The organism is Mesorhizobium sp. B283B1A (assembly GCF_020165735.1).
Taxonomy (GTDB): domain Bacteria; phylum Pseudomonadota; class Alphaproteobacteria; order Rhizobiales; family Rhizobiaceae; genus Mesorhizobium; species Mesorhizobium opportunistum.
Genome location: NZ_JAIUIQ010000027.1, coordinates 58,196 through 82,458 on the forward strand (window position 1 = coordinate 58,196; position 24,263 = coordinate 82,458).

Genomic DNA, 24,263 nt, shown 5'->3' on the forward strand with positions numbered 1-24,263 from the left:
CATGACCACGGTCAAGGTCGACAAGAGCAATTTCCAGGCCGATGTGCTTAACGCCAACGTACCGGTCGTCGTCGATTTCTGGGCGGAATGGTGCGGTCCCTGCAAGATGATCGCCCCGGCGCTCGAAGACATCGCCACCGAACTTGGCGCGAAGGTGAAGATCGCCAAGCTGAACATCGACGAGAACCCCGAACTCGCCGCACAGTTCGGCGTGCGTTCGATCCCGACGCTGATGATCTTCAAGGGCGGCGAAGTGGCCGACATGAAGGTTGGTGCCGCGCCCAAGACCGCGCTCTCGCACTGGATCAATGGCAGCCTCGCCTGACCCCCGGAAAAATTCGGATTGAAAAGCCCGGCCTCGCGCCGGGCTTTTTGTTGGCGTCATCGCTGGGCTTCTCTGGCCCTCACGTCCGGGCACTCCATGTCTTCTGTTGGCAGCAGATAGAGGGAGAACGTCATGACCGGATCCGCCAAGGCCACTGTCTTCATCGACAATGAGCGCGTCATCGTCACCGAATACCGCTTCCAGCCGGGCGACAACACCGGCTGGCACCGCCACGGCCACGACTATGTCGTGGTGCCGCTGATGGACGGCAAGGTGAAACTGGTGACCAAGGATGGCGAAACCTTCGCCGAAATGAAGAAGGGCTCGCCCTATTTCCGCAAGGAGGGCGTCGAACACGACGTCATCAACGCCAATGAGGGCGAGTACGCGTTTATCGAGGTCGAGCTGAAATAAGCCGGTCGCACCGCTGAGCGATCACCAGTCGGCGATGCGGTCGCCACCGACGAATTGCGCGCTTTCGTCGGTGTATTCAAACAGCTCGATCTTCGCCCCGTTGGGATCTCGGATCCAGGATTGGTAGGTGCTGTCGCATGCGTGTTTCTTGGCCGTGACCTCGATGCCCTTTGACTTGATATGGGCAATCGCCGCGTCGATGTTTTCCACCTCAAGGCATAAGTGGTTGATCTGGTTCTGCTCGCTGTATGCAGTGCCATCCTTCTGGAACACCTCGACATGGCTGCGGCCGCCGCAATTGAGATAGAACCCGAACACCTTGCCGTCGCGCAGAAAATTGAACTGCGTGTCGAGGCCGAGCACGTCGCGATAGAAGCTCCGCGTCGCTTCCAGGTCATGCGCGAAGATGCAGACATGGGCGAGCTGCTTGACCTTGATCATGACTGGCTCCTCGCAGTGAATGGCCTCAGGTCGGTGGCGTGCCGTTCTCGTCCAACACCGCGCCGGCCAGGTAGAGCGAGCCGCCGATCAGGATACGCGGCGGCGGGCCGTCCCAGGTGTCGCGAAGCAGCATCAGGGCGTTGGCGACGGAACTCATCGGCTCGGCCGTCAACCCGGCCTCCGTGGCGCGGATCGCCAGTTCGTCATTCGGCACGCCGGCATCGCTCGTATTCACCGGCACGGTGTAGACATGCCGGACGAGGCCCTTGAAGGCACGGAAATAGCCGCTCTGGTCCTTGGTGTTGATCATGCCCGAGATGAGAAACAGCGGACGCGGGTTCTTTTCTTCCTGTTCGGCCAGTGCCTCGGCAACGACCACGCCGGCGCCCGGATTGTGACCGCCGTCGAGCCAGATGTCGGCGCCCCTTGGCGCCAGGTCCGCCAGCCGGCCCTGCGCCAGTTTCTGCATGCGGCCGGGCCAGGCGACATTGGTCATCGCCTTTTCGGCGGCGCGGTGGCTGATCTCGAAGCCGGCTGCCTTGACCGCGGCGATCGCCGCCGCCGCGTTGGCGACCTGGTGGCGACCGGGCAGGCGCGGCAGCGGCAGGTCCATCAGCCCGTCCTCGTCCTGGTAGACCATGCGGCCGTTTTCCTCGAAGGCGAGGAAATCCTGGCCGTAGACGAAGGTCGGGCATTCCAGCCGCTCGGCGGTTTCGATCAGCACCTGCAGCGCTGTCTCGCTTTCCTGCGAGCCGATCACCACGGGGCAACCGCGCTTCATGATGCCGGCCTTTTCGGCGGCGATCAGCTCGACCCGGTCGCCGAGATAGGCCTCATGGTCCATCGACACCGGCATGATCACCGACACGGCGGGCCTCTCCACGACATTGGTGGCGTCGAAGCGGCCGCCGAGGCCGACCTCGATGATGGCGGCTTCGGCCGGGTGTTCGGAAAACAGGATGAAGGTGACGGCGGTGAGGATCTCGAAGACGGTGATCTTCTGGCCGTCATTGGCCTTGGCGACCCGGGCGATGGCTTCGGCGAAGACATCGTCGTCGACCAACCTGCCGCCACCCTCGGCGGCAAGCCGGTAGCGCTCGTGCCAGCTGACCAGATGCGGCGAGGTGTGGACATGCACGAGGCGGCCGGAAGCCTCAAGCAGCGCCCGCGAGAAGGCGGCGCAGGAGCCCTTGCCGTTGGTACCGGCGATATGGATGACCGGCGGCAGCAGATCCTGCGGACTGCCAAGCCGCTCCAAGAGCCGCGTGATGCGGTCGAGCGAAAGGTCGAAGCCTTTCGGGTGAAGCGCCATCAGGGCTTCGATTTCGCGGTCGGCGGCGAGCGTCGTCATGACAGATTCCCTGAGCATGGCCCGAGAACCAGAATCGATTCCGGAATGGCCATGGCAATCAGAAGGCTACAGCGCGCGACTGCCCTCGTGCAATCACGGTCGCGGCGTGTCGTGTCGCGTCAGGCCTGCGGCCGTGCCTCGGCGGAGACCACCGCCGGCGGCAGGATTTCCGGCTGTAGCGGCTTTTGCTCTTCCGGCATCTTGAGCAGCATCTTCAACAGCCGTGAGATGGTCTGGCGCAGTTCCAGCCGCGACACCACCATATCGACCATGCCATGCTCCATCAGATATTCGGAGCGCTGGAAGCCGTCCGGCAGTTTTTCGCGGATGGTCTGTTCGATGACGCGCGGCCCGGCAAAGCCGATCAGCGCGCCGGGCTCGGCGATGTGCACGTCGCCCAGCATGGCGTAGGACGCGGTGACGCCGCCGGTGGTCGGATTGGTCAGCACGACGATGTAGGGAAGGCCGGCTTCCTTCAGCCGGTCGACACCGACCGTGGTGCGCGGCAATTGCATGAGGGACAAAATGCCTTCCTGCATGCGGGCGCCGCCGGAGGCGGCAAACAGGATCAGCGGCCGCTTGCGCTGCAAGGCGACCTCGAAAGCGTGCACGATGGCGTCGCCCGCCGCCATGCCGAGCGAGCCGCCCATGAAGGCGAAGTCCTGCACCGTCACCACCACCGGCAGCCCTTCGACGGTGCCCAGCGCGTTGACGATCGCATCTTCCAGGCCGGTCTTGGCCTTGGCGTCCTTCAACCGGTCGGTGTAGCGCTTCTCGTCGCGGAACTTCAGCGGGTCCTGCACCACCTTGGGGTTTTCGAGCTGCTCGTACTTGCCGTCATCGAGGAAGTATTTCAGCCGCTCCTTGGCCGAGATCTTCATGTGGTGGCCGGAGGACGGGATGACGAACTGGTTGGACTCCAGGTCCTTGTGGAACACCATCTCACCGGTCTCGGGATCCTTGATCCAGAGATTCTCGGGCATGTCGGTGCGCCGGCCGAGCATCGAATTGATCTTCGGGCGAACGTAATTGGTGATCCAGTTCATCGCTTCGGCTCCTGTCCTGACGAAGAGTTGGGTAAAGACGTAGGGAAACTATTCGGCGGCAGCAAGCCGGGCCGAGCGCACGCCTTGCGCCAGCCCGCTGACCAGCGTGGCGACGGCCTCGGCCGGGTCGGCGGTCTTCTCGCCCTTCGGCCCCAGCACATTGGCGACAGCGTTGACGATCGCCGTGCCGACGACGACGCCATCGGCGTTGGCACCGATCACGCGCGCTTGCTCGGCGGTCTTGACGCCGAAGCCGACGCAGACCGGCAGGTCTGTATGGCCCTTGATGCGCTGGACCGCCGCCGCCACCTTGCCGGTATCGGCGAGCGCCGAGCCGGTGATGCCGGTCATCGAAACGTAGTAGACGAAACCCGACGTGTTCTGCAGCACCTTGGGCAGGCGCTTGTCGTCGGTGGTCGGCGTCGCCAGGCGGATGAAGTTGATGCCGGCTTTCAGTGCCGGAATACAGAGTTCCTCATCCATTTCCGGCGGCAGGTCGACGACGATCAACCCATCGATGCCGCTGGCGATGGCGTCCTTGAGGAAACGGTCGACGCCGTAGATGTAGATCGGGTTGTAATAGCCCATCAGCACGATCGGCGTTTCATTGTCACCGGAGCGGAAGTCCGACGCCATCTTCAGCGTCTTGACCAGCGTCTGGCCGCCTTTCAGCGCGCGCAGGCCTGCCGCCTGGATCGCCGGGCCGTCGGCCATCGGATCGGAAAACGGCATGCCGAGCTCGATGACGTCGGCGCCGGCCTTGGGCAGCGCCTTCATGATCGACAAGGAGGTGTCGTAGTCGGGGTCGCCACCCATGAAATAGGTGACAAGCGCCGGGCGCCCTTCGGCTTTCAGTTTTGCCATGCGGCGGTCGATGCGGGTCACCATGATCAGATCTCCATGCCCAGCATCGAGGCAACCGTGTGCACGTCCTTATCGCCTCGGCCGGACAGGTTGACGATGACGATCTGGTCCTTGTCCATGGCGGGCACGATCTTGACCGCATGGGCAATGGCATGCGCGGATTCCAGCGCCGGGATGATGCCTTCGACGCGGGTCGTCAGCTTGAAAGCCTCCAGCGCCTCGTCGTCGAGGATCGGCACATAGTCGACGCGGCCGGAGTCGCGCAGCCAGGAATGTTCGGGGCCGACGCCGGGATAGTCGAGACCGGCCGAGATCGAATGGCCGTCCATGATCTGGCCGTCGGCATTCTGCAGGAGGTAGGTGCGGTTGCCGTGCAGCACGCCCGGCGCGCCGGCGTTCATGGAGGCGCAATGCTCGATGCCGTCGAGGCCGCGCCCGCCGGCCTCGATGCCGATGATGCGAACCTCCTTGTCGTCAAGGAAGGGATGGAACAGGCCGATGGCATTGGAGCCGCCGCCGACAGCCGCGATGATGGTATCCGGCAGCCGGCCTTCCTGTTCGAGGATCTGCGCGCGCGCCTCGGTGCCGATGACCGACTGGAAGTCGCGCACCAGCTCCGGATAGGGATGCGGGCCGGCGGCGGTGCCGATCAGGTAATAGGTATCCTCGACATTGGTCACCCAATCGCGAAGGGCCTCGTTCATGGCGTCCTTCAAGGTGCCGTGGCCGGCTGTCACCGGCCGCACTTCGGCCCCGAGCAGCTTCATGCGGAAGACGTTGGGGCTTTGGCGGGCGACGTCGGTGGCACCCATGTAGACGACGCAGGGAAAGCCGAAGCGGGCGGCGACGGTGGCGGACGCCACACCGTGCTGGCCGGCGCCGGTCTCGGCGATGATGCGCTTCTTGCCCATGCGCTTTGCGAGCAGGATCTGGCCGAGGCAGTTGTTGATCTTGTGCGAACCGGTGTGGTTCAGGTCCTCGCGCTTGAAATAGACCTTTGCGCCGCCGCCCAGGCCCTTCGCCGCGGAAACCTCGCGAAGATGCCTGGTCAGGCCTTCGGCGAAATAGAGTTTCGACGGCCGCCCGGCATAGTGGGTCGAAAGATCCGTCAGTTCAGCCCTGAACTCCGGATCGTTCTTGACCTCGTTCCAATGCCGTTCGAGGTCGAGGATCAGCGGCATCAACGTTTCGGCAACGAAACGACCGCCGAAGATGCCGAACATGCCCTGTTCGTCGGGACCGGTGCGGAAGGAATTGGGTGTCGCCGGCTTGTTCATCGCCGATCTCCTGGTTTGAAAGAGTTATTCAGGCGGCGCGATCGTCGCGTGCTGCCCTGACGGCCCGGAAAAACTGCTCGATCAGCGCCGGATCCTTGACGCCCGGCGCGCTTTCCACGCCCGAGGAAATGTCTATTGCGGGCGGATTGGCAAGGCGAAGGGCATCACCGATATTGGCGGCGTTGAGCCCACCGGAAAGCATGTAATCGACGCCGGCGTCAAGGCCGGCGAGAATGCGCCAGTCGAAGGTGACGCCGTTGCCGCCCGGCAGCTCGGAACCTTTTGGCGGCTTGGCGTCGAACAGGAACCGGTCGGCGACGCCGATGAACGGCCTTATCCGGTCGAGATCGGCGGCCTCGCTGAGCGGCAGCGCCTTTATCACCGGCAGGCCATGGCGGGCCTTGACCTCGGCTACCCTCTCGGGCGTTTCCGAACCGTGCAGCTGCAGCATGTCGGGCTGCATTTTGGCGACGATCTCGTCCAGGAAGCCGTCGCCGGCGTCAACCGTCACGGCGACGGCCAAGGCCTTGCCGCGCGCGGCTTCGCGCAGACGACCGGCCTCGGCCGGTTCAAGATAGCGCGGGCTCTTGGCAAAGAAAATAAAGCCGACATGGCTGGCACCGCCGGCAAGGGCTGCGGCCATTGCCTGGTCGGTCTTCAAGCCGCAGATCTTGATGTCGAGCGCCATGACGCGGGAATTGGCATGAAACGCGCCAAGAGTCGAGAAAAAGCATGCTGTTTGCCGGGAACGCCAAAGGCGCTACCTATGGATGAAGTGAATGCCAGGCGGGAGCACAATCATGGCCGACAGAACCGTTGCCGAATTGAGGCAGAAGATCGTGCAGGCGCGCGAGGTCATCGCCCACCTGATAGACAAGGCCGCCTTCAACGGCGCCGAGGCGCACCGGGCACTGGATTATTTCGGCAGCGACGCCTTCGACCGCGACTTCCTGCCCTGGCCGCATCATGGCGACGAGGGGCTGCGGCCGGATGAGCTCAATGCGGCGAACGACGATTGAGGCACCCTACTCGAACATGATCGCCTGCAGCGCCCCGCCATTGCGCTTCAGCCAATCCTTGCAGCGGTCGGTGTCGGGGCAGAGTTTCTCGCACAATTTCCAGAATTTCGGACCGTGGTTCATCTCCTTGAGATGCGCCACCTCATGGGCGACGAGATAGTTTATGACGGGCTGCGGCGCCATCATGATGCGCCACGAGAAGGACAGGTTGCCCTCCGAGGTGCATGAACCCCAGCGGCTGGAGGTGTCCTTGTAGCGGATCGCCTTGGCACGCTTGCCGAGCGCCCCGGTGTGCTTGACCACCAGCTTCTCGATCTCCTTCTTGGCCTCGCGCTTCAAGAAATCGGCGATGCGGCGCGGCAGGTGGATCCGGTCGCCATGCACGATGAGCAGCGGGCCGCGCTCGTCGCGCGAGACGGTGACTGTGCCGCGCTTCGACGGCTCATGGACGATGCGGTGCGGCACGCCGCGTATCGGGATCCTGATGCCGGGCCGCACCTGCGGCCGGGTCGGCACCTTGGCCAGCCGCTGCTCCAGCCAGTCCTGATGGCGCTCGAGGAACCGGTCCACCTCGCCTCGGCGCAGGCCCGGCGGAACGGTGATGCGCAGGCCCTGGCCGCCGGAATCGATGCGCAGCGTCAGGCGCCGCGCCCTGGCGCTCTCGACGATCTTGAGCGGCAGCGTGCGGCCGGCGACACAATATTCCCGCTCCACGGCGGGCGTGGGCTTGGGCTTCGTCAGATTGCGAAAGAATCCGATGGTCATGGCGGGACGATACGCGATTCGAGAAAAACGAATAGAACAAAAAAGAAACGGCGCCGCTCACGCGACGCCGTCATCATACCTTGGCCCTGTCGCTAGGCTTCAGTCGTCGAGCAGGTTCGAACCTTTGCCACGCTTGGTGGTGGTCGTTCCGGTGCTCGGATCGGTCTTCGTCGGGGCAGTCGACTTGTTGCGGTTCGCCATGAAGCGATCGAACTCGTCCTGGTCCTTGGCGCGGCGCAATTCGCGGGCATACTCGTCGAACTGCGTCAGCATCTCGTCGAGCTTGCGGCGCTCTTCGTTCAAGCGATCAAGTTCCTTTTCGCGCCAGTCGTCGAAAGCGACGTTGCCGGTGCGGGCGGAGCCGTGACCCCAGCGCGCGGCCTTGTCGGAACCACGGCGGCAGCCGGCGAAGATGCCGTCGGTCGCGCGGTTGACGTCACGCTTGAAGCCGTCGAGCCGGTCACCCCAGATGATGTAGGCGAGCATGGCGAAGCCGAGCGGCCAGAACACCATGAAGCCGATCACCATCAATGCGATGGTTGCCGGCGTCCAGGCCGGGCGGATCAATGCAGATGTGTTCATTTTCTCCCATTCCTTCGGTTGGAGACAGCCAGGACCGGCTGCGTGGAATCGAAATGGGAAGGCAAAAACGGCGATTCAAGACAATGTCCGCCAAAACCGGACAAAGGTCTGAAATGATTATCGCTTTTTGAGCGCATCAAGGAAAAGCACGACCAGGCCGGCAATCAGCCCCCAGAATGCGGCGCCGACGCCGAACAGCGTCAGCCCCGAGGCGGTGACGACAAAAGTGACCGTGGCGGCCATTCGCTGTCCCTCGTCCTTCAGCGCGATGGCCAGGGCGTTGGCGAGCGATGCCATCAGCGCGAGCCCTGCCACCAGCACGATCAGGCTCTGCGGCAGGACGGCGAAGATCGCCACCAGCGAGGCGCCGAAAATCGCGAAGACGAGATAGGCGAGCGCATAGAACGGCCCGGTCTTCCAGCGCTCGGCTGGGTCGGGGTGAACGTCCGGCCCGGTGCAGATCGCCGCCGAAATCGCCGCCAGATTGGTGGTCGAGCCGCCAAACGGCGCCGACAGCAGCGAAAACAAGCCGGTGACGCCGATCAGCGGGCCGGGCTCGGGGTGGTAGCCGGCGGCGCGCAGCACGGCGAGGCCCGACAGGTTCTGCGAGGCCATGGTGACGAGGTAGAGCGGCAGCGCCAGGCCGATCATCGCCTTGGCGGTGAAATCGGGCGCGATCAGCGTCAGCGTCGACAATTCGGGTGTCGGCAGGCCGCCGACACGGCCGGTCAAGAAGGCGGCGAGACCGCCACCGATCAGCACCGCCAGCACCGACAGCGCCGGGTTGAACAGGCGGATGATGAAGAAGGCCGCGATCAACGGCAGGATCAGCCAGGGGTCGACGGGAACGGTCTTGACCGCATTGAGGGCGAAGGTGACGACGATGCCGGCCAGCATGCCGGAGGCAACAGAGGGCGGTATCCTGGAGATCAGCTGCGTCAACGGCTTGAACAGGCCAGTGGCGATCAACAGGATGGCGGTGACGATGAAGGCGGCGACGGCCTCGCCGATCGAAAAACCACTCGACGCCGCCATCAGCGCCAGGCCCGGCGTCGACCATGCGGTGATGACGGGCATTTTCGTGCGCCAGGACAGCCACAGGCTCTCGATGGCCATGGCAAGGCAGATAGTCGTCACCCAGCTCGCCGTCTGGATTTGCGTCGCGCCGACCGCATGGGCGGCGGCAATGACGATGGCCAGGGTGCCGCCAAAGCCGACGATGGCCGCGACAAAGGCTGAGATCGGGATGGAAAGGCGCATGCTCATGAGCCCCGCTTGGCCATGTCACTGACCGACCGCACCAGCATGTCGAGATCCTGCGGCCGCGACAGGCGGTGGTCACCATCGGGGATCAGCGACAGCGTCACATCATCGGCCGGCAGCAGGCTGACCAGCTTCAGCGCGTGGCTCGACGGCACGTCCGCATCGGCCAAGCCTTGCAGGATGTGAACCGGGCAATGGGTGTCGATCGGACCCGTCATCACCCGGTTGTCGCGCCCGTCCTCGATCAAGGCGCGCGTGTAGATGTAGGGTTCCTGGGAATAGTCCGACGGCTCGGCAAAGAACCCCTTTTTTGCGAGGTCGCGTTTCTGCGCCTTGGTCAGCACCGGTTCGACCAATTCGGCGGTAAAATCCGGCGCCGGCGCCAGCAGCACCAGACCGACGACGCTTGCGTCGCCCGCCTTGCGCAATTCCTGCACCATGCGCAGCGCGATCCAGGCGCCCATCGAGGAACCGACCAGTATCTGGTTACCCCTTGTGAAATGGCGGAACACGGCAAGGCTCTGCGACAGCCATGTCGAAATCGTGCCGTCGGCAAAGGCGCCGCCGGATTCGCCATGGCCCGAATAGTCATGGCGCAGGAAGGCCCGGCCTTCGCTCGCGGCCCACGCCGACAGCGTCTCAGCCTTCGTGCCCAGCATGTCCGACTTGTAGCCGCCGAGCCAGACAATACCCGGCGTGGAACCCGTCGAATGGCGCACTGCTATGCGCGATCCATCGACATCCAGAAAGGTTGGCGGCGTGGCGGTCATGACTTATTCCTCGGCCCTTTTTCGGCGCGGGGTTCTTGTGACACAGCCACAGGCGTGGCGAAAAGTGCTCACGATGCTCTTTGTTTGGTGCAGGCCCGCGATCAGGGTGATTTTCTGTCAATGCTGTGCTATTGACTCCGCCCGCGCGCTCACCACATTGACGCGTCCACACATCAGACCGACAAAACCCGGAACGAAACGGCCAAGGAGACCACGACCATTCGCAGACCTTTCAAAGCAGCGGCGCCGACCAAGGATGGGCCGCGCTCCAACCGTGATATCCGGGTTCCCCGGGTCCAGCTTATCGACGCAGAAGGCCAGAACCGCGGTGATGTTTCCATCAACGACGCATTGCTGCTCGCCGAAGAGGCTGGGCTCGATCTCGTCGAAATATCGCCCAACGCGGTTCCTCCCGTCGTAAAAATCCTCGATCTCGGCAAGTTGAAATACGCCAACCAGAAGAAGGCGGCCGAGGCGCGCAAGAATCAGAAGGTCATCGAGATCAAGGAGATCAAGATGCGCCCGAACATCGACAGCCACGACTACGAGACCAAGATGAAGGCGGTTCGCCGCTTTTTCGAGGAAGGCGACAAGGTCAAGCTGACGCTGCGCTTCCGTGGCCGCGAGATGGCGCATATGGAGCTCGGCATGCAGCTTCTGAACAAGGTGCGCGAAGAAGTGGCGACCATCGCCAAAGTCGAGGCCGAGCCGAAGCTCGAAGGCCGCCAGATGATGATGGTGCTGGCGCCGCGCTAGGTGTGCTGAACATCTGAGATCACGATAAAGTCAGGCGTGGCCAGCGCTCCAAATCCGCCTGAATTGTCTTGCAGAGCGTCCCGGCGATCGGCGGGACGCCTGTTTCTCGGCTAAAGCCGCGATCGCCGGCTAAGCTCCTCGACGATCGGACACCCCTTGGACAACGAACTCAAATACGGGCTGGGCAATTACCAGCAGATGCGCCGGCTCGTGCTTGCCGTGCTCGTGGTGGTGCTGTTTCTGGCGCTGCTTTTCGGCCAGTCGACGTTCCCACCCGACACGCCGGTGCATGAAACAATCGAGATGTTCGGCGTGCTGCTGATCTTCCTCGGCATCGTCGGCCGCCTCTGGGCGACGCTCTATATAGGCGGGCGCAAATCCTCCGAGGTAGTGACGGGCGGACCCTATTCGATGACCCGCAACCCGCTCTATGTGTTCTCGACCGTGGCGGCGGCCGGCGTCGGCGCGCAGATCGGCTCCTTCTCGGGCATCATCCTGTTCGCGCTGCTCTGCGCGGGCGCCTTCCACATCGTCATCCTGCGCGAGGAGAAATTCCTCAAGGAAGCGCTCGGTGCGCCCTATGCCGCCTATCTGGCGCGGGTGCCGCGCTTCTTTCCGAACCTTTCCCTCTACCAGGAAGGCGATACCGGTAGCTTCAAGCCGCGTCTGCTGTTGACCACGCTGCTCGACGGCCTGGTGTTCCTCATTGCACTGCCGGCGTTCGAACTGATCGACGGCGCCCAGCAGTCGGGCATGCTGCCGGTGTGGTTCACGCTGCCTTGACCGGGGCCGGAAAGGCGCGGCGCGGTGGGTGTTGCACACAAGCCCGCTTTGACGTATAGCACCGCCGTTCAAGAAAACCGCCCGGCAGGGCATGCCGTGGCGGTTTCATTTGCTTTTCGGGCTTTGGTCGGCCCGAAGCGAACAAGAAGCGCGATAGTGCGCCAACGAGACGGAGTAGCAAAATGCCCAAGATGAAGACCAAGTCGGCCGCCAAGAAGCGGTTCAAGATCACAGGTACGGGTAAAGTCCTGTCGGCTGCGGCCGGCAAGCGTCACGGCATGATCAAGCGTTCCAACAAGTTCATTCGAAATGCCCGCGGCACGATGGTTCTGGCTGAACCGGATGGCAAGAAGGTCATCAAGAATTTTCTGCCGAACGGCCTCTGAGGCATTCGGTCTGGACAGCGTTTGTTTTTACGCAATTCCGAACGGAAAACCGCAACACACTTTCCTGGAATTGCTTTTAAGGAGATCATGACATGGCACGCGTAAAGAGAGGCGTCACCTCGCACGCCAAGCACAAGAAGGTCCTGAAAGCCGCCAAAGGCTTCTACGGCCGCCGCAAGAACACCATCCGCATCGCCAAGCAGGCGGTGGAAAAGTCGCTGCAGTACGCTTACCGCGACCGCAAGAACCGCAAGCGCTCGTTCCGCGCGCTGTGGATCCAGCGCATCAACGCGGCGACCCACGAGCACGGCCTGACCTATGGCCGCTTCATCGACGGCCTCAACAAGGCCGGCATCGAGATCGATCGCAAGATCCTGTCCGACATGGCCATCCACGAGCCGCAGGCTTTCGCCGCGCTGGTCGCCAAGGCCAAGGTCGCGCTCGAATATCTGAAGAACACCACGCCGAACGCTTTTGAGAGCGCTGTCGCTTAAGACCAGCGCTTCCCAAGCACTTCGACACTTGATTTGGGGAACCCGCGCTGGCACGGCTGGCGCGGGTTTTTCTTATGCCTGATGTAACCAAATTGGTAACACGCCCGGTGATGGCGGGTTGCCCGACCGAGAGAGTTTCGCCGTGAACGCCACCGCTGGAAACCTTGAAGCCCTGGAAGATTCGCTTCTGGCCGACATTGCATCGGCCGCCGATGAGCCGGCGATCGAAGCCGTGCGCATTGCCGCCTTCGGCAAGAAGGGCACCGTGTCCGAAATGCTGAAGACGCTTGGCGCCATGACCGCCGGGGAGCGCCAGGTCAAGGGCCCTGCCATCAACGGCCTCAAGAACCGGGTCACTGAGGCTCTGACGGCCCGCAAGGCTGAGTTGAAGGATGTGGCGATCGCCGCGCGGCTGGCCGCCGAGAAGGTCGACGTGACGCTGCCGGTGCGGCAGTCGCCGGCCGAGCGCGGCCGCATCCATCCGATCAGCCAGGTCATCGACGAGATCGCGGCGATCTTCGGCGACCTGGGCTTCGCGATCGCCGAAGGTCCCGATATCGAGACCGACTATTACAATTTCACCGCGCTGAATTTCCCGGAAGGCCATCCGGCACGCGAGATGCACGACACCTTCTTCTTCCAGCCGGACGAGAAGGGCGAGCGCAAGCTTTTGCGCACCCACACCTCCCCGGTGCAGATCCGCACCATGGAGAAGCAGAAGCCGCCGATCCGCATCGTCATTCCGGGCAAGACCTACCGGCAGGATTCCGACGCCACCCACTCGCCGATGTTCCATCAGGTCGAAGGACTGGTGATCGACAAGTCGGCGAACGTCGCCAACATGAAGTGGGTGCTGGAAGAGTTCTGCAAGGCATTCTTCGAGGTGCCCTCGGTCAAGATGCGCTTCCGGCCGTCCTTCTTCCCGTTCACCGAGCCAAGCCTCGAGGTCGACATCCAATGCGACCGCTCGCGGCCCGGCGAAGTGCGCTTCGGCGAAGGCTCCGACTGGATGGAGATCCTCGGCTGCGGCATGGTGCATCCCAACGTGCTGCGCGCCGGCGGGCTCGATCCGGACGAGTACCAGGGCTTCGCCTGGGGCATGGGCATCGACCGCATTGCCATGCTGAAATACGGGATGCCGGACCTGCGCGCTTTCTTCGACGCGGATGTGCGCTGGCTGTCGCATTACGGTTTCAGGCCGCTCGACATGCCGACACTGTTCGGGGGTTTGAGCGCGTGACAGCCCTGAACATTCCTGCTGCCAGCTATTACGGAACAGCATCATGAAATTCACCCTCTCCTGGCTCAAGGATCATCTCGAGACCGACGCCACGCTCGCTGAGATCGTCGAGCGGCTGACCTCGATCGGTCTCGAAGTCGAGCATGTCGACGACAAGTCGGGCCTGAAACCCTTCGTCATCGCCAAGGTGCTGACGGCTGTGCAGCATCCCGACGCCGACCGCCTGCGGGTGCTGACCGTCGACACCGGCGACGGCAAGCCGCCGGTGCAAGTGGTGTGCGGAGCGCCGAATGCCCGCGCGGGCCTGATCGGCGCCTTTGCCGCGCCCGGCACCTATGTGCCCGGCATCGACGTGACGCTGACGGTCGGCAAGATCCGGGGGGTCGAAAGCCATGGCATGATGTGTTCCGAGCGCGAGCTGGAGCTTTCCGACGAGCATAATGGCATCATCGATTTGCCCGAGGATGCGCCGGTCGGCACCAGCTTCGCGACCTATGCGCATCTCGACGACCCGGTCATCGAGATCAATCTGACGCCGAACCGGCCTGATGCGACCAGCGTCCACGGCATCGCCAGGGATCTGGCGGCAAGCGGGCTCGGCCGTCTCGTCGGCGGCGCCATCATGCCCCACGCCGGCAGCGGCATGTGTCCGGTCAAGGTGACGATCGAGGCCCCGGAACTCTGTCCCGGCTTCGCGCTCAGGCTGGTCAAGGGCGTGAAGAACGGCCCGTCGCCGAAATGGCTGCAGCAGCGGCTGATCGCCATTGGCCTTCGGCCGATCAGCGCGCTGGTCGACATCACCAATTACGTCACCTTCGATCGTGGCCGGCCGCTGCATGTGTTCGATGCCAGGAAGGTCGCCGGCAACCTGGTCGTGCGCCGCGCGCGCGATGGCGAGAAGGTGCTGGCGCTCGACGGCCGCGAATACACGCTGACGCCGGAGATGTGCGTGATCGCGGACGACGATGGCGTCGAGTCGATCGCCGGCATCATGGGCGGCGAACATTCCGGCTGCGACGAGACCACCACCGACGTGCTGATCGAGTCGGCGCTTTGGGATCCGATCACCACCGCCCGCACCGGCCGCACGCTCGGCATCATCACCGATGCGCGTTACCGCTTCGAACGCGGTGTCGATCCCGAATTCATGGTGCCAGGCCTAGAGCTGGCAACGAAACTGGTGCTCGATTTCTGCGGCGGCACGCCGACGGAGGTCGAAGTGGCCGGCTACACCGGCCACCAGCCCAAGATGGTCTCCTTCCCGCTGTCGGACATCAAGCGCCTGACCGGGATCGAGGTTCCCAGGGCGGAAAGCCTGGACATTCTCTCGCGCCTCGGTTTCACGGCGGACGGATCGGGCGATGTCGTCAACGTCACCGTGCCTTCCTGGCGTCCCGATGTCGACGGCAAGGCCGACCTGGTCGAGGAGGTGATGCGCATCCACGGCGTCGACAACATCGCGCCGCAGCCGCTCGGCGCGCATGACGCGGTCAATGCAAAAATCCTCACCACGCTGCAGGTGCGCACCCGCACGGCCAAGCGCGCATTGGCAGTGCGCGGCATGATGGAGGCCGTCACCTGGTCGTTCATCCCGGCAAGGCATGCCGAGCTGTTCGGCGGCGGCCAGACGGCGCTCAAGCTCGCCAACCCGATCGCCGCCGATATGTCCGACATGCGGCCCTCGCTGCTGCCGGGGCTGATCGCCGCTGCCCAGCGCAATGCCGACAAGGGCATCGGCGACGTGGCGCTGTTCGAAGTCTCGGGCACCTATGAGGGCGACGGCGCCGACCAGCAGCGCCGCGTCGCCGCCGGCGTGCGCCGCGGCACCGCCAAGCTCGACGGCTCTGGCCGCAACTGGGCCGGCAATTCGGGGCCGGTCGGCGTGTTCGACGCCAAGGCCGATGCGATCGCGGCACTCGAAGCCTGCGGCGCGCCGGTCGATCGGCTGCAGATCGAGGCGGGCAGTCCGGCCTGGTACCATCCCGGCCGCTCCGGCACGATCAAGCTCGGGCCGAAGACCGTGCTCGGCACGTTTGGCGAATTCCACCCGAAGACGCTGGAAGGGCTCGATGCCTCCGGACCGCTGTGCGGCTTCGAAGTGTTCGTCGACGCCGTGCCCGAGCCGAAGGCCAAGCCGACGAAGACCAAGCCGAGACTGGAGCTTTCCGCCTTCCAGGCGGTGAAGCGCGACTTCGCCTTCGTCGTCGATAGATCCGTCGAGGCCGGCACGCTGGTGCGCGCCGCCCTTGCCGCCGACAAGAAGCTGATCACTGGTGTCTCGGTCTTCGACATCTTCGAGGGTGCATCGCTCGGCGCCGACAAGAAATCGATCGCCATCGAAGTGTCGATCCAGCCGGTCGAAAAGACGCTGACCGACGAGGATTTCGAGGCGCTCGCCAAGCGCATCGTCGAGAATGTCGGCAAGCAGACCGGTGGTGTTCTGCGCGGCTGAAGCAATTCCAGGAAAAGTGTTTAGCGGTTTTCCGTCCGGAATTGCGCAGGAATTATGGATTGCGGGCAGATGGCGAATCGTCCTCCAAAAGACGATGGACCATCTGCGCTATTCCGGGTTGCCGTTCGAAACACAACGCGAAGCGTTTCTCGACATCGTGTCGGCCGATCCGCTCGTCCGCGAAGCGCTGGTGCGTGCCCGAGCGCTCAACCTTCCGGACTGGCTGGTGGTTTCCGGCGCGCTCTACAACAGCGTCTGGAACCATCTGACCGGCAAGCCGTCGGGCTACGGCATCAAAGATGTCGACTTGTTCTATTTCGATGATGCGGATTTATCCTACGAGGCCGAGGACGCCGTCATTCGCCGGGCCGCACGGCATTTCGAAGGGCTGGCATTGCCGGTCGAGGTGCGCAACCAGGCGCGGGTGCATCTGTGGTATCCGCAGAAGTTCGGGCAGCCCTGCCCGCGCTATACGAGTTCCAGCGACTCGGTTGGGCATTTTGCCTCGAAAACCCATGCGGTCGGGGTGCGATACGATGCCGACGGGCGGTTGGAGCTGGTGGCGCCGTTTGGGCTCGACGATATCTTTTCGTTCCGCATCACGCCCAACCGGGTGATGGATAATCAGCGAACGCATGATGCGAAGGGCAGGCGGGCGAAGGAATATTGGCCGGAGATTGCGGTGGTGCCTTGGTAGGGAATGTCGACGCGAGACGCCCCCCTCTGGCCTGCCGGCCATCTCCCCCTCAAGGGGGGAGATTGACAGCTTGGCCGCCGCGCACATCTCTCAACGTTGACGATTAGCGAAAGCCGAAAGGAAAGCCGATCTCCCCCCATGAGGGGGAGATGTCCGGCAGGACAGAGGGGGGTGCCTCGCGCCGGCCTCACAACAAGAGCGCCGAAGCGCTCCTCACCCATTCACCAGCGCCAGCAACTCCTCCGTGTAGCGCTTGCCAACCACCTTATCGGGCGAAAGCGCGTCACCAATCGCCGCCACCTCGGCCGCGCTCAGCTCGATCGCGGCCGCCGCCGTGTTCTGCTCCAGATGACGTATCTTGCGGGCGCCGGGGATCGGCACGATGAAATCGCCCTGGTGCAGCACCCAGGCGAGCGCCAGCTGCGCCGAGGTGATGCCTTTTTCAGCCGCCATCTTTTCCAGCGTGGCGACAATTTTAGCATTGGCTTCCATGGCCTCGGCCTGGAAGCGCGGCAGGCCGCGGCGCCAGTCATCGTCGCTCAAGGCCTCGGGCTTGGCGATCGTGCCCGTCAGCAGGCCACGACCCAGCGGGCTGTAGGGAACGAAGCCGATGCCGAGTTCGCGGCAGACGGCGAACACCTCGTCTTCCGGGTCGCGGCTCCACAGCGAATATTCGCTCTGCACGGCCGCGATCGGATGCACGGCGTGGGCCCGGCGGATGGTCGCGGCGCTCGCTTCCGACAGGCCGAGCGCCCGTACCTTGCCTTCGCGCACCAGTTCGGCCATGGCGCCGACCGTGTCTTCGATCGGCACGCTGGGATCGACGCGATGCTGGTAATAGAGGTCGATCACATCGGTGCCCAGCCGCTTCAGCGATGCCTCGGCGACAGCCTTGACGTGCTCGGGGCGGCTGTCGACGCCGGCCATGCGGTCCATACCGGCACCTTCCTCCAGTATCTTGAAGCCGAATTTCGTGGCGATGGTCACCTTGTCGCGCACCGGCTTCAGCGCCTTGCCTACGAGAATCTCGTTGTCGTAGGGGCCATAGACTTCCGCCGTGTCGAAGAAATTGACGCCGATGTCGACGGCGCGGCGCAATGTGGCGATCGCTTCAGCCTCCGGCTGGCCGCCATAGGCGAAGCTCATGCCCATGCAGCCGAGGCCGACGGGGTGGACGTTCAATTCAGTTCCTAGCTTGCGGGTTTGCATAACGCGTCTCCTTGTTGCGATGCGGGAGAAATAGCGTCTTGCCTTGTGTTCGATAATCGGCTCTCATTTGCACGGGCTGTTCTAGAATATAGATCAATGAACCGAGCGAACCTTTCCCAACTGGCCGTGCTGGCAACCGTCGCCCAATGCGGCAGCTTCCGCGGCGCCGCTAGGGAGTTGGCCATCGCGCCGTCGGCAGTCAGCCACGCAGTGTCCAGTCTGGAAGCCCGGCTTGGTGTTCGCCTCCTGTCGCGCAGCACACGCAGTGTCGCGCCCACGGAAGAAGGCGCGCAATTGCTGGAACGGCTGCGGCCGGCGCTGTCTGAGATCGACCTGGCTCTGGAGACGGCGGTCGAGGCGCGCGACCGGCCCGCCGGCAATCTGCGGCTCAGCGTGCCGCGCACGGCAGCACATCTGGTGCTGACGCCACGGCTCGGCGCCTTTGCATCGGCCTATCCCGACATCGTGCTTGAGATCGTCGTCGAGGACCGCTTCACCGACGTGGTGGAAGGTGGCTTCGATGCCGGCGTGCGACTGGGTGAGAGCCTGCAGCGCGATATGATCGCGGTGCGCATCGGGCCGGATATTCGCGGTGCGGTGGTCGGCGCGCCGGCCTATTTCGCGACGAGCCCCAAGCCGCGCCATCCGCGCGACCTTGCCGGCCATCGCTGTATCCGCTTCCGCTTCTCCAGCGGCATCCTCTACCGCTGGGAATTCGAGAAAGGGCGCGAGGCGATCGAGATGGCGGTGGAAGGACCGCTGATCCTCGACGAAGACCATCTGATCGCGCAAGCCGCGGTCGACGGCGCCGGGCTGGCCTTCGTCTTCGAGCCCTATGTCCGCGCGCCGCTCGCCGACGGCAGGCTGATCCGCGTGCTGGAGGACTGGTGCCCGTCCTTCGACGGGTTCTTCGTCTACTATCCGAGCCGCCGGCAGATGCGTCCAGCGCTAAGGGCTTTCGTCGATTTCTTCAAGGTGAGCGCATGAGGCGCGCTTTACCCTCCCCCTTGTGGCGAGGGTGAGGAGCGCTGGAAGAAACCCGTCCTGCCGTTCGTTCGCCTCCCATGCAATCTGCTATCACCAACACCGCGACCCGCTACGGCTGGGCAACCATTCTTATTCACTGGCTGATCGGGATTATCTTCATCGGCCAGTTCGCCCTCGGCTTGGTCATGGTGCGGCTCAGCAGCCAGCGCGCCGCCTTCGAGCTGATCCAACTGCACAAATCCCTGGGCTTCCTGCTGCTTGGCCTCGTCATCCTGCGCATCGCATGGCGGCTCGGCAATGCGGCGCCTGCCTTGCCGTCCTCGGTCGGCACGCTTGAGCGGCGCGCCGGGCCGATGGCGCATCTAGCGCTCTATGCCTTCCAGATCGCCTTGCCCTTATCGGGCTGGGCATTGGTGTCGGTCTCGACGCTGGAAATCCCAACCATGCCATTCAACCTGTTCGTGATGCCCAACCTGCCGCTCGCCGAGTCCGACTTTGCCGAAAGCTTCTGGGCATCTGTGCATTGGTATCTCGCCTATGCCGGCATCGCGCTGGTCGCGCTGCATGTCGCTGCCGCGTTGCGCCATCACTTCCTGCTGCGCGACAGCGTGCTCACGCGCATGATCACGCCTTCGTCAAGCCGGGATTAGATCTGGCCGGGAATAGAACTGGCAGTTGGTTCGTTGGTGGGGCGAGGACGCGAACAGCGTTGCCTCCAAAAAGGATTACTCCCCATGTATGCACGCATCTTCGGATTTGCGGCGGTTGCCGCTTGTCTTGCCATGCCTGTTTCAGCGGCCATTTCGCTTGGCGAGGCCGCCGGCAGCTATACGATCAATCCGGCAGCCTCCAGCATCCGTTTCACCATCGGCAAGGCCGGTGGCGGGGGCTTCGATGGCGCCTTCGGCCGCTTCAAGGGCACGATCCGCATCGACAATTCCGATGTCGGGCGCTCCAAGGTCGACTTTACCATCTATCCGGAAAGCGTCGGCACCGGCCAGGGCCGCATCGATGCCTTCCTGCGCTCCGACGCTGTGTTCGATGCGGCCAACAGCCCGGAGATCCAGTTCCGTTCGACCAGCGTGACCCGCACCGGCGACACATCGGCGCTTGTCACCGGCCGGCTGACGGCACGCGGCAAGACGTTTGCGGAAAAGTTCACCGCCGAGTTCGACGGGTCGAAGGGCGGCACGATCAAATTCCATGTCACCGGCAAGGTGCTGAGGTCGCGTTACGGCATGGATGTCGGCACGCCGCTCTATTCCAACATCGTCAACTTCGACATGTCGCTGACGGGTAAGCGGAGCTGACCCGGGGGTAAGCGGAGCTGACCCGGGGGTAAGCGGGGCTGACCTTGGGGTAAGCGGTTAGTTGCCACGGCACATCGCATTGGCTTTTCTGGCGATTTCAGGCAAACCTCGTCGCCTGTAAAAATCGACATGGAGAAGCGTGATGTTCCGATGGGGTGTGTTGTCGACGGCCAAGATCGGCCGCGAGCAGTTGTTGCCGGCAATTGTCGAGGCGGAGAACGGCGTGCTGTCGGCGATCGCCAGCCGCGACCTGTCGAAGGCCAAGGCACTGGCCGAGCGCTTCGGTGCGCACCATGCTTTCGGCTCCTATGAGGAACTGCTTGCCTCCAAGGACATTGACGGCGTCTACATCCCGCTGCCGACCTCGCAGCATGTCGAATGGACGGCGAAGGCCATCGAAGCCGGCAAGCATGTGCTGGTGGAAAAGCCGCTGGCACTCGACGCCAAGGACATCCCGCCGCTGATCAAGCTGCGCGACCGGAAGAAGGTGCTGGTCTGCGAGGCGTTCATGGTCATCTATCATCCGCAGTGGATCAAGGTGCGCGATCTCATCGCCAGCGGCGCCATCGGCCGGCTGCGCCACGTGCAGGGCGCTTTTTCCTATTACAATGTCGATCCCAACAACATGCGCAACCAGCTCGATCTCGGCGGTGGCGCGCTGCCCGACATCGGTGTCTATCCGACCGTGTCGACGCGCTTTTCGACCGGCAAGGAGCCGCTGCGCGTGCAGGCGACGATCGAGCGCGACAAGAAATTCGGCACTGATATCTACTCCTCGATCCGCGCCGATTTCGGCGACTTCGAACTGTCCTTCTATTTGTCGACGCAGATGGCGGCTCGGCAGGTGATGGTGTTCCACGGCGAGAACGGTTTCATCGAGATCTTTTCTCCGTTCAATGCCGGCCTCTACGACCATCACCGCGTCGAACTGCACAACCAGAATCATAGCGAGGCGCAGGTGTTCCGCTTTCCGGGCACGCAGCAATACCGGCTGGAGGTCGAGACCTTCGCGCGGGCGGCGCAAGGCGGCAAGGAGCGCGTCTTCACACTGGAGGAGTCCGTGCTCAACCAGAAGGTCATCGACGCCATCTTCCGCGCCGGCGGCAAAGACGGCTGGGAGGCTGTCTAGCTGCTTGCATTAAAATAGCCGGCTAACTCTCGGAGGGGCAATGGCTGACGATGCGGATGTGATCATTGTGGGCGCCGGCCTGGCTGGGCTGGTTGCGGCCGCCGAACTTGCCGAGGCCGGCAAGAAGATCATCATCGTCGACCAGGAGCCGGAGCAGTCGCTGGGCGGCCAGGCGTTCTGGTCGTTCGGCGGGCTTTTCCTCGTCGATTCGCCTGAGCAGCGGCGCATGCGCATCCGCGATTCGCATGATCTGGCGCTCGAGGACTGGCTGGGCACCGCCGCTTTCGACCGGCCGGAAGATCACTGGCCCCGCAAATGGGCGGAAGCCTATGTCGGCTTCGCCGCCGGCGAGAAGCGCTCCTGGCTGATGGAGCGCGGCCTGAAATTTTTCCCCGTGGTCGGCTGGGCCGAACGCGGCGGCGGCAATGCCATCGGGCACGGCAATTCGGTGCCGCGCTTCCATATCACCTGGGGCACCGGCCCCGGCGTGCTGGAACCCTTCGTCCTGCGCGTACGCGAGGCGCAAAAGCGCGGCTTGATCAGCTTCAGATTCCGCCACCGCGTCAACGAACTGACGCGGACGGGCGCTGCCGTCACTGGTGTGCGCGGCGATATCCTTGAGCCGAGCACGGTCGAGCGCGGCCACAAGAGCTCGCGCGAAATATCAGGCGATTTCGAACTTCATGCACAAGCGGTGATCGTCGCTTCCGGCGGCATTGGCGCCAACCATCAGCTTGTCCGGGAAAATTGGCCCAAGCGGCTTGGCGCGGCGCCAAAGCGCATGATCACCGGCGTGCCCGACCATGTCGACGGCCGCATGCTGGCGATCACGGAGCAGGCCGGCGGCTCGATCATCAACCGCGACCGCATGTGGCACTATGTCGAGGGCATCAAGAACTGGGCGCCGATCTGGACCGACCACGCGATCCGTATCCTGCCTGGCCCGTCGTCGCTGTGGCTCGATGCGCGAGGCAAACGCCTGCCCGTGCCGCTCTATCCTGGGTTCGACACGCTGGGCACACTCAGCCATATCATGGGCACCGGCTTCGATTATTCCTGGTTCATCCTGACCAAGAAAATCATCCAGAAGGAGTTCGCCCTGTCGGGCTCGGAGCAGAACCCGGATCTGACCGGCAAGAGCTGGCGACAGGTGCTCGGCCGTGCCACCTCTGGCATTCCGGGACCGGTGAAAGCCTTCATGGAGAAGGGCGAGGACTTCATCGTCGAGGCCGATCTTTCTAAGCTGGTTGCCCGCATGAACGCGCTGGCCGGCGGCGAGCCGCTGCTCCAGCTTGGGCAGGTCGAGCGCGAAATCCGCGCCCGCGACCGGCAGCTCGATAATCCGTTCTCAAAGGACATGCAGGTCACCGCGCTGCGCGGCGCGCGAGCCTATCTCGGTGACCGGCTGATCCGCACGGCCAGGCCGCACAAGATGCTCGACCCGGCGAATGGCCCGCTGATCGCGGTGCGTCTCAACATCCTGACCCGCAAGACGCTGGGCGGCCTGCAGACCGATCTCGACAGCCGCGTGCTGGGCGAGGATGGCCAGCCGGTGCCGGGACTCTATGCGGTTGGCGAGGCCGCCGGTTTCGGCGGCGGCGGCGTGCATGGCTACGCCGCGCTGGAAGGCACGTTCCTCGGCGGCTGCATCTTCTCCGGCCGCGGCGCAGGCCGGGCAGCGGCCGCGGCTATACAGTAAATTTGGGTGGCCAGCCTGCGCTCACCAGAGCCAGGCGCCCTGGCCGAGGGCCGCCACTGCGTCGACGATCCGGGTGAAGCTGGCGCGGGCGCGGCCGACCGTATGCCTGGCCCGGAGATAGCCGTGCACCAGTCCCGGTTCCTCGAACCAATATGCCCGTCCGCCGGCGGCGACGACGCGATCGCGATAGGCCTCGCCGTCTGATGACAGCGGGTCGCACTGCGCGGTGATCAGCACCGTCGGCGGCAGATTGGCGAAATCGGCGTCGGCGAGCGGCGACAGCGTTATGTCGCCGGTCCGGTCCACTCCGCCGGTGCGGATATGCTTGTAGAATTCTATATCGCGCGCCGTCAGCATCGGCGCCTCCGCATGCGTCACATAAGAGCCTCGCGAGCGGTCGCCACCGAGGCCGGGATAGATCAGCACTTGGCCAAACGGGCGTTTTGCTTGGCCGCGCGTGGCATGGCTGACGGCGGCGCAGAGATTGCCGCCAGCGCTGTCGCCGCAAAGCACTATGGGGCAATCGCGGGTAGACGCAGCCCATTCGAAGGCACTCATGGCATCGTCGAAGGCGGCCGGATGCAGGTGCTCCGGCGCCAGCCGGTAGTCGACCGAGACCACCTCATATCCGGTGCGGGCGCAGAGTTCGGCGCAGACATCGTCATGGCTGTCCAGCCCGCCAAGGATGAAGCCGCCGCCATGGACATAGAGCACCGTCGCCGCTGCCTGGTGCGCGCTGCGGTAAAGGCGGATCGGGATGTCGTGCGTCGATGTCGCTATCGCCGAGGTTTCGACCAAAACGCCCTCGGGATAGCCGGCAAAGAATTCCCGGCACATGCGGTCATAAATCGCGCGCTGTTCGGCGATCGTGTAGTCGATCGTATCGGGCGGGTAATAGGAATTGGTGCGCTCGATGAACGCCCAGGTCTCGGCGTCGATGAGGGTGCTGTAGTCGGTCATGCAACTCCTTTACCTCCCCCTTGATGGGGGAGGTCGCCGCGCAG

The 24,263-nt window shown here is 63.8% G+C and carries 27 protein-coding genes; 15 read left to right on the plus strand and 12 right to left on the minus strand.

The annotated features are described in order from the left end of the window. Window position 1: 1 nt before the first annotated feature. Both trxA and LB577_RS22055 read left to right on the plus strand, forming a co-directional pair. On the plus strand, window positions 2-325 hold the full coding sequence (gene trxA / locus LB577_RS22050; protein ID WP_013891648.1) for a thioredoxin: 324 nt from the start codon (window positions 2-4) through the stop codon (window positions 323-325). Between the two features lie 132 nt (window positions 326-457). After that, window positions 458-739 carry a cupin domain-containing protein gene (locus tag LB577_RS22055; RefSeq protein ID WP_023775965.1) on the plus strand — a complete coding sequence of 94 codons (282 nt, stop codon included), beginning with the start codon at window positions 458-460 and terminating at the stop codon, window positions 737-739. 21 nt (window positions 740-760) lie between these two features. On the opposite strand, the gene LB577_RS22060 is transcribed toward LB577_RS22055, so the two are convergent. From LB577_RS22060 to LB577_RS22085, 6 genes are all read right to left on the minus strand, one after another. Continuing rightward, on the minus strand, window positions 761-1,180 hold the full coding sequence (locus LB577_RS22060) for a VOC family protein (protein WP_224688360.1): 420 nt from the start codon (window positions 1,178-1,180) through the stop codon (window positions 761-763). A gap of 25 nt (window positions 1,181-1,205) precedes the next feature. After that, on the minus strand, window positions 1,206-2,531 hold the full coding sequence (locus LB577_RS22065) for a bifunctional folylpolyglutamate synthase/dihydrofolate synthase (RefSeq protein ID WP_224688362.1): 1,326 nt from the start codon (window positions 2,529-2,531) through the stop codon (window positions 1,206-1,208). 119 nt (window positions 2,532-2,650) lie between these two features. Continuing rightward, entirely contained in the window at window positions 2,651-3,577 is a 927-nt protein-coding gene (gene accD, locus LB577_RS22070) for an acetyl-CoA carboxylase, carboxyltransferase subunit beta (protein WP_013891652.1), read from the minus strand. Between the two features lie 48 nt (window positions 3,578-3,625). Then, window positions 3,626-4,465: a tryptophan synthase subunit alpha gene (gene trpA, locus LB577_RS22075; RefSeq protein ID WP_013891653.1), complete on the minus strand. Its 840-nt coding sequence runs from the start codon at window positions 4,463-4,465 to the stop codon at window positions 3,626-3,628. A 2-nt stretch (window positions 4,466-4,467) separates the two neighbouring features. After that, a complete protein-coding gene (gene trpB, locus LB577_RS22080; protein ID WP_023765620.1) occupies window positions 4,468-5,718 on the minus strand; it encodes a tryptophan synthase subunit beta in 1,251 nt (416 codons plus the stop codon). 28 nt (window positions 5,719-5,746) lie between these two features. Beyond that, window positions 5,747-6,406: a phosphoribosylanthranilate isomerase gene (locus LB577_RS22085; protein ID WP_224688363.1), complete on the minus strand. Its 660-nt coding sequence runs from the start codon at window positions 6,404-6,406 to the stop codon at window positions 5,747-5,749. A 112-nt stretch (window positions 6,407-6,518) separates the two neighbouring features. Here LB577_RS22085 and LB577_RS22090 point away from each other — a divergent pair, with 112 nt between their 5' ends. Then, window positions 6,519-6,737: a hypothetical protein gene (locus tag LB577_RS22090; RefSeq protein WP_023775971.1), complete on the plus strand. Its 219-nt coding sequence runs from the start codon at window positions 6,519-6,521 to the stop codon at window positions 6,735-6,737. Window positions 6,738-6,743: 6 nt separating this feature from the next. On the opposite strand, the gene LB577_RS22095 is transcribed toward LB577_RS22090, so the two are convergent. From LB577_RS22095 to LB577_RS22110, 4 genes are all read right to left on the minus strand, one after another. Then, window positions 6,744-7,502 (minus strand): M48 family metallopeptidase, encoded by a 759-nt coding sequence (locus LB577_RS22095; RefSeq protein WP_013891661.1) that lies wholly within the window; start codon window positions 7,500-7,502, stop codon window positions 6,744-6,746. A 99-nt stretch (window positions 7,503-7,601) separates the two neighbouring features. Continuing rightward, entirely contained in the window at window positions 7,602-8,084 is a 483-nt protein-coding gene (locus LB577_RS22100; protein WP_224688366.1) for a DUF2852 domain-containing protein, read from the minus strand. Between the two features lie 117 nt (window positions 8,085-8,201). Continuing rightward, window positions 8,202-9,344, minus strand: coding sequence for a benzoate/H(+) symporter BenE family transporter (locus LB577_RS22105; protein ID WP_224688368.1), 1,143 nt, complete (start codon window positions 9,342-9,344; stop codon window positions 8,202-8,204). Between the two features lie 2 nt (window positions 9,345-9,346). Continuing rightward, on the minus strand, window positions 9,347-10,117 hold the full coding sequence (locus tag LB577_RS22110; RefSeq protein ID WP_224688370.1) for an alpha/beta hydrolase: 771 nt from the start codon (window positions 10,115-10,117) through the stop codon (window positions 9,347-9,349). Between the two features lie 219 nt (window positions 10,118-10,336). Between LB577_RS22110 and infC the strand changes: the two genes are divergently transcribed. From infC to LB577_RS22145, 7 genes are all read left to right on the plus strand, one after another. Further along, entirely contained in the window at window positions 10,337-10,873 is a 537-nt protein-coding gene (gene infC / locus LB577_RS22115) for a translation initiation factor IF-3 (RefSeq protein WP_010912915.1), read from the plus strand. Window positions 10,874-11,029: 156 nt separating this feature from the next. Further along, window positions 11,030-11,656 (plus strand): methyltransferase family protein, encoded by a 627-nt coding sequence (locus LB577_RS22120; RefSeq protein ID WP_023765627.1) that lies wholly within the window; start codon window positions 11,030-11,032, stop codon window positions 11,654-11,656. A gap of 182 nt (window positions 11,657-11,838) precedes the next feature. Then, on the plus strand, window positions 11,839-12,042 hold the full coding sequence (rpmI, locus tag LB577_RS22125) for a 50S ribosomal protein L35 (protein WP_006201248.1): 204 nt from the start codon (window positions 11,839-11,841) through the stop codon (window positions 12,040-12,042). A gap of 92 nt (window positions 12,043-12,134) precedes the next feature. Further along, on the plus strand, window positions 12,135-12,536 hold the full coding sequence (rplT, locus tag LB577_RS22130) for a 50S ribosomal protein L20 (RefSeq protein ID WP_006201247.1): 402 nt from the start codon (window positions 12,135-12,137) through the stop codon (window positions 12,534-12,536). A 142-nt stretch (window positions 12,537-12,678) separates the two neighbouring features. Continuing rightward, window positions 12,679-13,776, plus strand: coding sequence for a phenylalanine--tRNA ligase subunit alpha (gene pheS, locus LB577_RS22135; protein ID WP_224688372.1), 1,098 nt, complete (start codon window positions 12,679-12,681; stop codon window positions 13,774-13,776). Between the two features lie 43 nt (window positions 13,777-13,819). Next, on the plus strand, window positions 13,820-16,228 hold the full coding sequence (pheT, locus tag LB577_RS22140) for a phenylalanine--tRNA ligase subunit beta (RefSeq protein WP_224688374.1): 2,409 nt from the start codon (window positions 13,820-13,822) through the stop codon (window positions 16,226-16,228). Window positions 16,229-16,322: 94 nt separating this feature from the next. Then, window positions 16,323-16,925 (plus strand): nucleotidyltransferase family protein, encoded by a 603-nt coding sequence (locus LB577_RS22145; protein ID WP_224688395.1) that lies wholly within the window; start codon window positions 16,323-16,325, stop codon window positions 16,923-16,925. Window positions 16,926-17,138: 213 nt separating this feature from the next. Here the strand turns inward: LB577_RS22145 and LB577_RS22150 are convergent, their stop codons facing one another. Continuing rightward, window positions 17,139-18,134, minus strand: coding sequence for an aldo/keto reductase (locus tag LB577_RS22150; RefSeq protein WP_224688376.1), 996 nt, complete (start codon window positions 18,132-18,134; stop codon window positions 17,139-17,141). A 96-nt stretch (window positions 18,135-18,230) separates the two neighbouring features. Between LB577_RS22150 and LB577_RS22155 the strand changes: the two genes are divergently transcribed. The 5 genes from LB577_RS22155 to LB577_RS22175 all read left to right on the plus strand — a co-directional run bounded on the left by LB577_RS22155 (window position 18,231) and on the right by LB577_RS22175 (window position 23,259). Continuing rightward, window positions 18,231-19,121: a LysR family transcriptional regulator gene (locus LB577_RS22155; protein WP_224688378.1), complete on the plus strand. Its 891-nt coding sequence runs from the start codon at window positions 18,231-18,233 to the stop codon at window positions 19,119-19,121. A gap of 77 nt (window positions 19,122-19,198) precedes the next feature. Continuing rightward, complete coding sequence (locus tag LB577_RS22160; RefSeq protein WP_224688380.1) at window positions 19,199-19,771, plus strand: cytochrome b; 573 nt, start codon at window positions 19,199-19,201, stop codon at window positions 19,769-19,771. A gap of 84 nt (window positions 19,772-19,855) precedes the next feature. Beyond that, window positions 19,856-20,431: a YceI family protein gene (locus LB577_RS22165; protein WP_224688381.1), complete on the plus strand. Its 576-nt coding sequence runs from the start codon at window positions 19,856-19,858 to the stop codon at window positions 20,429-20,431. A gap of 142 nt (window positions 20,432-20,573) precedes the next feature. After that, the gene (locus tag LB577_RS22170; protein ID WP_224688383.1) at window positions 20,574-21,560 is read left to right on the plus strand and encodes a Gfo/Idh/MocA family protein; all 987 of its coding nucleotides are present in this window, start codon (window positions 20,574-20,576) and stop codon (window positions 21,558-21,560) included. 40 nt (window positions 21,561-21,600) lie between these two features. Then, entirely contained in the window at window positions 21,601-23,259 is a 1,659-nt protein-coding gene (locus LB577_RS22175; protein ID WP_224688385.1) for an FAD-binding dehydrogenase, read from the plus strand. A gap of 21 nt (window positions 23,260-23,280) precedes the next feature. On the opposite strand, the gene LB577_RS22180 is transcribed toward LB577_RS22175, so the two are convergent. Beyond that, complete coding sequence (locus LB577_RS22180) at window positions 23,281-24,219, minus strand: alpha/beta hydrolase (protein ID WP_224688386.1); 939 nt, start codon at window positions 24,217-24,219, stop codon at window positions 23,281-23,283. Between the last annotated feature and the right edge of the window lie 44 nt (window positions 24,220-24,263).